The 8,486-nt window shown below is 61.5% G+C and carries 7 protein-coding genes and 1 pseudogene; 4 read left to right on the top strand and 4 right to left on the bottom strand.

The genetic code is table 11. From position 1 onward, the window contains the following. Window positions 1–36: 36 nt before the first annotated feature. Window positions 37–1,068: pseudogene (locus tag F6X62_RS25710) on the bottom strand (methyl-accepting chemotaxis protein); the annotation flags it as partial. Between the two features lie 116 nt (window positions 1,069–1,184). Beyond that, entirely contained in the window at window positions 1,185–2,582 is a 1,398-nt protein-coding gene (locus tag F6X62_RS21595; protein WP_153774639.1) for a PLP-dependent aminotransferase family protein, read from the bottom strand. A 121-nt stretch (window positions 2,583–2,703) separates the two neighbouring features. On the opposite strand from F6X62_RS21595, the gene F6X62_RS21600 reads away from it, so the two are divergent. Further along, window positions 2,704–3,879 carry an MFS transporter gene (locus F6X62_RS21600; protein ID WP_153774640.1) on the top strand — a complete coding sequence of 392 codons (1,176 nt, stop codon included), beginning with the start codon at window positions 2,704–2,706 and terminating at the stop codon, window positions 3,877–3,879. On the opposite strand, the gene F6X62_RS21605 is transcribed toward F6X62_RS21600, so the two are convergent. Continuing rightward, on the bottom strand, window positions 3,830–4,591 hold the full coding sequence (locus F6X62_RS21605) for an SDR family oxidoreductase (protein WP_063545753.1): 762 nt from the start codon (window positions 4,589–4,591) through the stop codon (window positions 3,830–3,832). The genes F6X62_RS21600 and F6X62_RS21605 overlap by 50 nt on opposite strands. A gap of 229 nt (window positions 4,592–4,820) precedes the next feature. On the opposite strand from F6X62_RS21605, the gene F6X62_RS21610 reads away from it, so the two are divergent. Then, window positions 4,821–5,822: an NADP-dependent oxidoreductase gene (locus F6X62_RS21610; RefSeq protein ID WP_153774641.1), complete on the top strand. Its 1,002-nt coding sequence runs from the start codon at window positions 4,821–4,823 to the stop codon at window positions 5,820–5,822. Window positions 5,823–5,897: 75 nt separating this feature from the next. On the opposite strand, the gene pyrF is transcribed toward F6X62_RS21610, so the two are convergent. After that, window positions 5,898–6,599, bottom strand: coding sequence for an orotidine-5'-phosphate decarboxylase (gene pyrF / locus F6X62_RS21615; protein WP_153774642.1), 702 nt, complete (start codon window positions 6,597–6,599; stop codon window positions 5,898–5,900). 164 nt (window positions 6,600–6,763) lie between these two features. On the opposite strand from pyrF, the gene F6X62_RS21620 reads away from it, so the two are divergent. Continuing rightward, entirely contained in the window at window positions 6,764–6,931 is a 168-nt protein-coding gene (locus F6X62_RS21620) for a DUF2897 family protein (RefSeq protein WP_065862125.1), read from the top strand. Between the two features lie 334 nt (window positions 6,932–7,265). Further along, a complete protein-coding gene (locus tag F6X62_RS21625) occupies window positions 7,266–8,360 on the top strand; it encodes an acyltransferase (protein WP_153774643.1) in 1,095 nt (364 codons plus the stop codon). Window positions 8,361–8,486: the final 126 nt, after the last annotated feature.

Below are 8,486 nucleotides of genomic sequence, written 5' to 3' on the forward strand. Positions count from 1 at the left end.
GGCCAGGGTGAGTTGCCCCACCTCATCGCGACCTGCCACTTGCGCCTCGACCACCAGATCGCCAGCCGCGATGCGCTGGGCACTGGCGATCACCCGTTTGAGCGGCCCGACCACGGCGCGCGTGATCAACCAGGCGGCAACGATGCCCACCAGCAACGCCAGGGCCGTGGCGATGGCGATGGCCAGCGCGTTGTGCAGCAGCTCCTGGCGCATGGCTTCCTGCTGCTCCGCATAGGCCTGGTCAACCCGGCTGGTGACCTGTTCGGCGCTGGCCTGCAACTGGGTCTTGGTACCCTGCTCCTTGGCCAGTTCATCAGTGTATTCGTTGAGTTTGTCGGAGAAGGTGGCGATATGCCCGGCCACCTCGCCCAATACGCTCTGGTAACCGGAATCGGTGACGGCGGTCTTGAGCTGATCGACCAGATTCGCCGCATCGACCGTCTGCGCGATGCGCCCGGCGGACACCACCTCTTCGCCCTTGCGCCCCTGCTCCAGACGTACCCGCGCCTCGTCCATCGCCTGCAGCATCAGGCGCGAGACCTGGGCCACCTGCGCGGCCTGATCGAGAAACTCGCTGCCCTGCTGGCCCTGGGACTGCTTGAGGGTGTAGGCGCCATCGTCCGCCAGCCCGGCCTGCAGCACATCGAGGTTGTTGGCGACGCTGGACACCGACCAGCCAGCCGTATCCAGCGCCAGCTCCTTGGCCTGCACGGCCTCGACGAAGGCATCGAAGGCCTGGCCATAGGCATTGAGGTCTGCCTCGCTCGCCGCCAGCGTCGGCAGGCTGCGCACGCGTTCGACCAGCGTCTGCAAGCCCGCGCGCAAGGCCTCGGCCTCCTTGATGTCAGAACGCAGGGCGAAGGCTTGCTCATGCTGGCGTAGACGCAGCAGGTCGGTATTGACCTCGCCCATCTGCCGCAGCCCGTCAAAGCGCTGGCCGATATTGTTCAGGGCGTACACACCGATGGCCGCCACCGCCAGGGTCAACAGCAGCACCAGGGCGAAACCCAGGCCGAGTTTACGTGCCATGCCCAGATTGGACAGACTACCGCGCTTGGTCGCCCCCATCGCCGCTCCCCCTTGCCCATGCAGGTGTTCCCGAATACCAAGAGTGACAACCGTGCCGGCCGGCTCACAAGGGCTTGACGTCAGAATGGTGTCAAATAGCTATGACCCTGTCGTTTTCAGCTATCTGTAGGTCGCCCTGCATGTGCGAAGAAGGCCTGGGCACGGATGTCCTGCCCATACGCGACATTGATGCGTAGCCAGTCGCTGTCGGCTCCCTGGTGATCGAAAGCGCTGCCTGGGGTAAGCAACACCGAATGCTCCAGCGCCAGGCGATCGAGCCAGGCGAAATCCCGGCCCGGCACCCGCGCCCAGACGAACATGCCGCCATAAGGCTCGCAGAATACCTCCCAACCAAGGACCTCCAACTGCCCCAGCAACTTGGCCATGTGCTGGGCCAGGCGCAGCCGCAAACGCTGCACGCTCTTGCGATAGCTGCCGTTGGCGAGCATCTGCCCGACCACTTGCTCGACGAAGCGTGAAGTGCCGATGCCGGTCACCATCTTCAACTGCGCCAGTTGGCCGATCAGCTCGGCGTCGGCGGCGATGTAGCCGACCCGCAGGGCACTGCTCAGGGTCTTGGAAAAGCTGCCCAGGTAGATCACCCGCTGTTCGCTGTCCAGCGTCGCCAGTCGCGTGGCCGGGCCGTCCTGGAAGTCTGCGTAGATGTCATCCTCGATGATCCGCAGATCATGCTCACGCGCCAGCTCCAGCAAGCGGTAGGCGGTCTTGGGGCTGAGACTGGTGCCGGTCGGGTTCTGGTAAAGGCTGTTGACGAACAGGCAACGCGGGCGGTGTTCGACCAGCAGTTGCTCGAGCGCCTGGACATCAGGGCCTGCAGGGGTGCGCGGCAACGGCAGCATGCGCACCTGATGCTGGCGCAGCAGGGTGAACAGGTTGTAGTAGCCGGGGCTTTCGACCACCACCGTATCGCCGGGCTTGAGTAGCGTCCGCACCAGCAAGTCAAGGCCATGGCTGCCGCCTTGGGTGGTGAGAATGCGCTCAGCAGCGGTGGGGATATCCAGCTGCGACAGGCGCTTGTGCAACTGCTGGCGCAGGCTGGCCAACCCCAGCGGCGAGCAATAGCGGAACAGGTCTTCGGGGTCGCCACGGCTGACCAGACGTATCGCCTGGGCCAGGGCATCACGGGCGTGCCAGGCGGTGGGCAGCCAGCCACAACCGAGCTTGAGCAAGGTTTCGTGACCATCCCTGAACTGCCTCCAGCTGCCATCGATGGCATCGCCCCAGGCCATGGCATCCTCCTGGGCCAGCCCGGGCTTGCGCTCGGCGACGAAGAAGCCGGTACCGTGGCGCGCCTCCAGCCAGCCAATGGCCACCAGACGGTCGTACGCATCGATCACACAGGATTGGCTGACTTCAAGGGTGCTGGCCAAGGTGCGAATCGACGGCAGCCGCGCACCGGGTCGCAGACGCTGTTGCTCGATCCAGGCTCGCAACTGGTCTGTCAGTTGCTGGACCAGAGGGACGGGACTGAGGCGATTCAGGGAAATGTGCATGGCAAAGTGTTTGCTGATTTTTGGGGAACAGTTAATCACAAATGCCGGGGATGTGTGTCTTGTTGGCGCAGGGAGATGAATTCAATGTGGTTTCACCCACCCCTTCGTAGATGGATACCCCATGCCCGCCCGCCTGGCCTTTGCCCTGTGCCTGATCACCCTCGCCGTGAACCTGCAGGCCCCGCTCTACACCACGTACGCCGATCTGTCCGGATACGGCGCCGCCGCTACCGCCCTGGCATTTTCCAGCTATGTGCTGGGTGTGCTTCCCGTGCTGCTGGCCTTCGGCGGCTTGGCCGACCGGGTCGGCCGCCGCCCATTGATCATGGCCGCACTGCTACTGTCGATGCTGGCCACAACCCTCGTCCTGCTCGCACCCGGCCTCGAAACCCTCGCTCTGACCCGACTGCTGATGGGCGTCGGTACGGCCTTGGCGACCACCACCGCGACCGCCTACATGGGAGAACTGCTGGGCGGCGCCGACAGTACCCGGGCTGCCAATTGGGTAACCGCCAGCACCTCGTTGGGCTTCGGGCTGGGCGCGGCACTGACCAGTCTGTTCCTGTTGCGTGGCCCGAGCCTGAGCCCGGGTAGCTTCTACCTGCAACTGCTGCTGGCCGCCGTCGCCCTATTGCTGGTGTGGCGCCTGCCTGACCGTCGTCCGACACAACGCAGCGCCATGCTGCGCCTGCCCTGCTATCCGCCCGGCAGCCTGCCGTACGGCCTGGCGATCCTGCTGGCCTGGGCCTGCACCGGGCTGGTCATCGCGCTGCTGCCAGGTGTACTGCGCCAGCACGGGCTGAGCGAGTGGTCGGGCTTCTCCACCTTCTGCGTAATCAGTTGCGGCGTGCTGTCCCAGCCGCTGGCTCGGCGCCTGGCAAGCGTGCGCGCCACTCTGCTCGGCCTGACGATCCTGCCGCTGAGCTATGCCCTGTTGGCCTGGGGTGCAGAAAACGGCAGGTTGGCAGCGGTACTGGCAGGTGCCGTGGCTGCCAGCAGCGCCTGTTATGGCTTCATCTACCTTGGCGGGCTGGCGGCGGTAAACACCCTCGCCGGCAACGAGAAGACCCGCGCCAGCGCCGGCTTCTTCCTGCTCGCTTACCTGGGTTTCAGCCTGCCGGTGATCTTCACCGGGCTGCTCAGTGATCGCCTCGGCTCGCGCATGGCGCTGGTGTTGTTCGGCGCAGCCCTGCTGCTGGGCTGCGCCGCGGTGGCGGTGGCGTTGCTGATCTCGGCACGCATCTCGATCAGATGGCCGTGGCACCGCCATCCACGGTCAGGCTATGGCCGGTGGTGAACTTCGCCCCATCGCTGCACAGATAAAGCACCGCGCTGGCGATCTCCTCGACCTTGCCGATGCGCCCGACCGGGTGCATCGCTGCGGCGAACTCGGCCTTGCGCGGATCGGCCTCGTAGGCGCGACGGAACATGTCGGTGTCGATCACTGCCGGGCACACCGCGTTGACCCGAATCCCTTTCTTCGCATACTCGATGGCCGCCGACTTGGTAAGGCCGATCACCGCGTGCTTGGACGCAGCATAGATGCTCATCTTGGGGGCGGCGCCCAGCCCGGCCACCGACGCTGTGTTGACGATCGCACCGCCGCCCTGGGCCAGCAGCAACGGCAACTGGTATTTCATGCACAACCAGACGCCCTTGACGTTGACGCCCATGATCGCGTCGAACTCGGCCTCGCTACCCTCGGCCAGACGCCCCTTCTCGATCTCGATTCCGGCGTTGTTGTACGCGTAGTCCAGGCGACCATAGACGTCGATGATCTTCTCGTGCAGCTGGCGCACATCGCTGTCGCGGGTCACGTCGCAGGCCACGAACAGCGCGTCACCACCGGCTTCGCGAATCAGTGCGACGGTTGCCTCGCCACCGGCCACGTCGAGGTCAGCCACCACCACCTTCAGCCCCTCGGCGGCAAATGCCTGGGCCGTGGCTCGGCCGATACCTGCCGCGCCGCCAGTGACCAGGGCGACCTGGCCGGAAAAAGTCATGCTCATCACAGGCTCCTGCTTCACAGAGATCGAGTAGAGACTGAGTCTAGTCAGAGCACCACCCGGCTGGGCAGCATCATCAGAAGCACGGTTGGACTACCATCGTTTGCAGTGATTCTGCGCTGCCAGCCAGATCATCGAGGTGGATTACCGGGCATTCGCCAACCCGGTCAACCTTGCCTGGCCAGGCTCGACGGTCTATCAACAGGCTTTGCCATCTACAGGGAGAGATACCATGACCCAGACCAACCGCCGCTTCCTGCTCGCCAAACGCCCCGTCGGTGCCGTGCGCCGCGAAGATTTCGACTACCAGCAGGGCCCCGCCGCAGCACCCACCGACGGCCAGATCCAAGTGCGCAACCTCTACCTGTCGCTGGACCCGGCAATGCGCGGCTGGATGAACGAAGGCAAGTCCTACATCCCGCCGGTGGGTCTGGATGAGGTGATGCGCGCGCTGGGCGTCGGCGAAGTCGTCGCCTCCAAACATCCGGACTACAAGCCCGGCGACCATGTCAGCGGCGCCCTTGGCGTACAGGACTACTTCACCGGCACGCCCCAGGGGCTGCACAAGATCGACCCGCGCCTGGCACCCCTGCCCCGCTATCTGTCTGCGCTGGGCATGACCGGCATGACCGCCTACTTCGCCCTGCTCGACGTCGGCCAGCCGAAGGCGGGTGAGACCGTCGTCATTTCCGGAGCTGCCGGCGCCGTTGGCAGCATCGCCGGGCAGATCGCCAAGCTCAAGGGCTGCCACGTCGTGGGGATCGCCGGCGGCGCGCAAAAGTGCCAGTACCTCAAGGATGAACTGGGCTTTGACGGTGTCATCGACTACAAGGCCGAAGATGTGCTCGCCGGCCTCAAGCGCGAATGCCCCAAGGGCGTGGATGTGTATTTCGACAACGTCGGTGGCGAAATCCTCGACGCCGTGTTGAGCCGCCTGAATTTGAAGGCCCGCGTGGTGATTTGCGGCGCCATCAGCCAGTACAACAACAAGGAGGCGGTGAAAGGACCAGCCAACTACCTGTCGCTGCTGGTGAACCGCGCACGCATGGAAGGCTTCGTGGTGATGGACCACGTCAAGGAGTACGGCAAGGCTGCGCAGGAAATAGCTGGCTGGTTGGCCAGTGGCAAGGTCAAGAGCAAGGAGGATGTGGTCGAAGGCCTGGAGACCTTCCCGGAAACGCTGCTCAAGCTGTTCAGCGGGGAGAACTTCGGCAAGCTGGTGCTGAAGGTCTAAAACGGATACAGGTGGCCGCTCCGTGCGGGAGCGGCATTGTAGCGCGATGGGCTGCATGGCAGCCCCTGGATCGAATCAACCGCGAATCTCGGCCACCACCGACGCCAGCGCCTTTGCCGGATCCGCCGCTTGGCTGATCGGGCGGCCGATTACCAGGTAGTCGGAGCCGGCATCCAGTGCCTGACGCGGCGTGAGGATGCGGCGTTGATCGTCCTGGGCACTGCCCGCCGGGCGAATACCCGGGGTCACCAGTTGCAGCGCAGGATGCGCGGCCTTCAGTGCCGGTGCTTCCAGCGCTGAGCACACCAGGCCATCCATACCGGCCTTCTGCGCCAACGCCGCCAGGCGCAACACCTGCTCCTGCGGATCGATATCCAGGCCGATGCCTGCCAGGTCCTCACGCTCCATGCTGGTCAGCACGGTGACACCGATCAGCAGCGGCTGCGGCCCGCTGCGCTTGGCCAGCTCTTCACGGCAGGCCGACATCATGCGCAGGCCGCCGGAACAATGCACGTTGACCATCCACACGCCCATTTCGGCAGCGGCCTTGACCGCCATTGCCGTGGTGTTGGGGATGTCATGGAATTTCAGGTCGAGGAACACCTCGAAGCCCTTGGCGCAGAGGGTCTCGACGATGCCCGAGGCGCTGCTGGTGAACAGCTCCTTGCCGACCTTGACCCGGCACAGCGCCGGATCGAGCTGGTCAGCCAGCGTCAGGGCGGCCTCACGGGTAGGGAAATCGAGGGCGACGATCAGGGGCGTCTGGCAGGCGGACATGGTCAGGTCTCTTGGCAAGTCGTAAACGGCGCGCATTGTAAACGAAGTGGGGCGCGGTGGGGGCCAGAGGTCGGGGTCGAAAACTCCTATACTGGAACCTAACGGCTGGACGGCGGCTCGAAAAGGTATGAGCGCCGCAGCCAGCGGCTCGTGGGAGAGATGAGATGCCTTGGTATGCGTGGTTGATTCTGTTAGTGGCCATTGGCTCGATCGTGGGTGGGCTGATGATGTTGCGGGACACGGCGAAGAAGGTGCCGTTGACGGAGGAGCAGAAGCTGAAGATACGGGAGCGGAATGCGGAGATGGATGCCAAGGAGGCGCGGGATCGATAACCACGAAAAAACCTTGATATTCGGTGAGGCTGCGTTGAAACGGGACTCGGAATGCTGTTGTTCCCCTTTACAGTCGGGCCCGACTCCGGCCGTTCCTTTCCCGTTTCGCCTTGCCTGCCCTTCGCATATATACATTTAAGACAGACCCCGTTTGTGCCCGGCGCTTGATTCAGTTCTCGCTTAGCGTCGAGAAGGCGATCCCCGGATCGCAAGCGATGGCGCCACCCACTCCCACTAAACAGGAGCGGGCTCGACAAATAATACGGTTTAGTTATCATCGCAGGCGAGCTGCCCCTGCGGCAGAAGCCTGCCAATGGAGTTCAATGGGCTCACAATGACCAACAGAATTATTTTTGCAAACACGCTGAGAGGATTTGCCGCGGTATTTGTATTGCTTTCGCACTTCGCAGGTATATTCTGGATCATGAACCCAGCAATTTCCAGCTTGATGGGCGTTCCTTCTCCAGCATCCCTACCACAACTTCCGTATTTTATTGAGCGCTTCGCCGAACACTGCATCATTGCCGGGCAGTTTGGCGTAGGCATATTTTTTATAATTAGCGGACTGGTGATCCCCTTCTCACTTGCGCCCTCCCAAAAACTCAATTTTCTTCGCAGACGAGCTTGGCGTATTTACCCAGTCTACATCGCAGGCTTCACAATCGTAATGCTTGCACTTTACGTACTCGCCCAATACAAGAACGTCAGCTATAGGTTCAGTGCCCTCGACATAATATCTCATTACGGAATTATTACTCGCGCCCCTTTGGACATCAGCCGAATCGACGGAGTCAGCTGGACGCTTGAAGTAGAAATTTATTTTTATTTGATACTATGCGCACTTGGAAAACGCGCCCTGAACCTAGACTTCAAGGCACTCGCACTGGGAATTTTTGTCATCGCATTAATTGCAGCAATCACCTTTAAAGTAAAAAGCTACCTTATTGGCGTACAGGTTTCTTCAGGAATGTTACTCGCACTAGGAATGAGCTACCACGCCCTGATAACCAAGCGCATTACTGAAAAACAGATGCACGCACTAATACTACTGACGGCAATATTAATAACAATCCTATGGACTTACATTGCCGAACCTTATCAATACACACTACAGTGGATGAGTGGCTATCTGCTGGCAATCATTGTTTTCCACACCTGCTACCTATGCAGAGACAAATTCACAAACAATAAAATCCTCTCACACATGGCAGATATCAGCTACCCCTTGTACGTCGTCCATGCGCTAACGGGTTACGCGATAATGTATGTACTCGTGGAACAGGGTGCAAACGCTATCACCGCCATAGCCTCAGCATGCCTTGCCACGTATTTACTTGCGGTAGCAATTCATCAAATGATTGAGAAGTGGTCTTTGAAAAAATCAAAACCTTTAGCTAGAAAGCTAACCCTGCGGGAAGATAACGCTTAATCCAGCATCCGCTTATCGCTGCTTAGACTCTGTCTGAAAAGTCTTGAGACGAAGGTCAGGCAAGGCGAAAACAGCCGAGGAACGGTCGGAGTCGCGCTCGACTTTACGGGTTGTAAATGAGCATTC

Source organism: Pseudomonas sp. MNR3A (assembly GCF_009650575.1).
Taxonomy (GTDB): domain Bacteria; phylum Pseudomonadota; class Gammaproteobacteria; order Pseudomonadales; family Pseudomonadaceae; genus Aquipseudomonas; species Aquipseudomonas machongensis.

Excerpts from the sequence above, each read along its gene's own strand:
- F6X62_RS21595 (WP_153774639.1), bottom strand. The coding sequence starts at position 2,582 with ATGCACATTTCCCTGAATCGCCTCAGTCCCGTCCCTCTGGTCCAGCAA.
- F6X62_RS21600 (WP_153774640.1), top strand. The coding sequence starts at position 2,704 with ATGCCCGCCCGCCTGGCCTTTGCCCTGTGCCTGATCACCCTCGCCGTG.
- F6X62_RS21605 (WP_063545753.1), bottom strand. The coding sequence starts at position 4,591 with ATGAGCATGACTTTTTCCGGCCAGGTCGCCCTGGTCACTGGCGGCGCG.
- F6X62_RS21610 (WP_153774641.1), top strand. The coding sequence starts at position 4,821 with ATGACCCAGACCAACCGCCGCTTCCTGCTCGCCAAACGCCCCGTCGGT.
- pyrF (WP_153774642.1), bottom strand. The coding sequence starts at position 6,599 with ATGTCCGCCTGCCAGACGCCCCTGATCGTCGCCCTCGATTTCCCTACC.
- F6X62_RS21620 (WP_065862125.1), top strand. The coding sequence starts at position 6,764 with ATGCCTTGGTATGCGTGGTTGATTCTGTTAGTGGCCATTGGCTCGATC.
- F6X62_RS21625 (WP_153774643.1), top strand. The coding sequence starts at position 7,266 with ATGACCAACAGAATTATTTTTGCAAACACGCTGAGAGGATTTGCCGCG.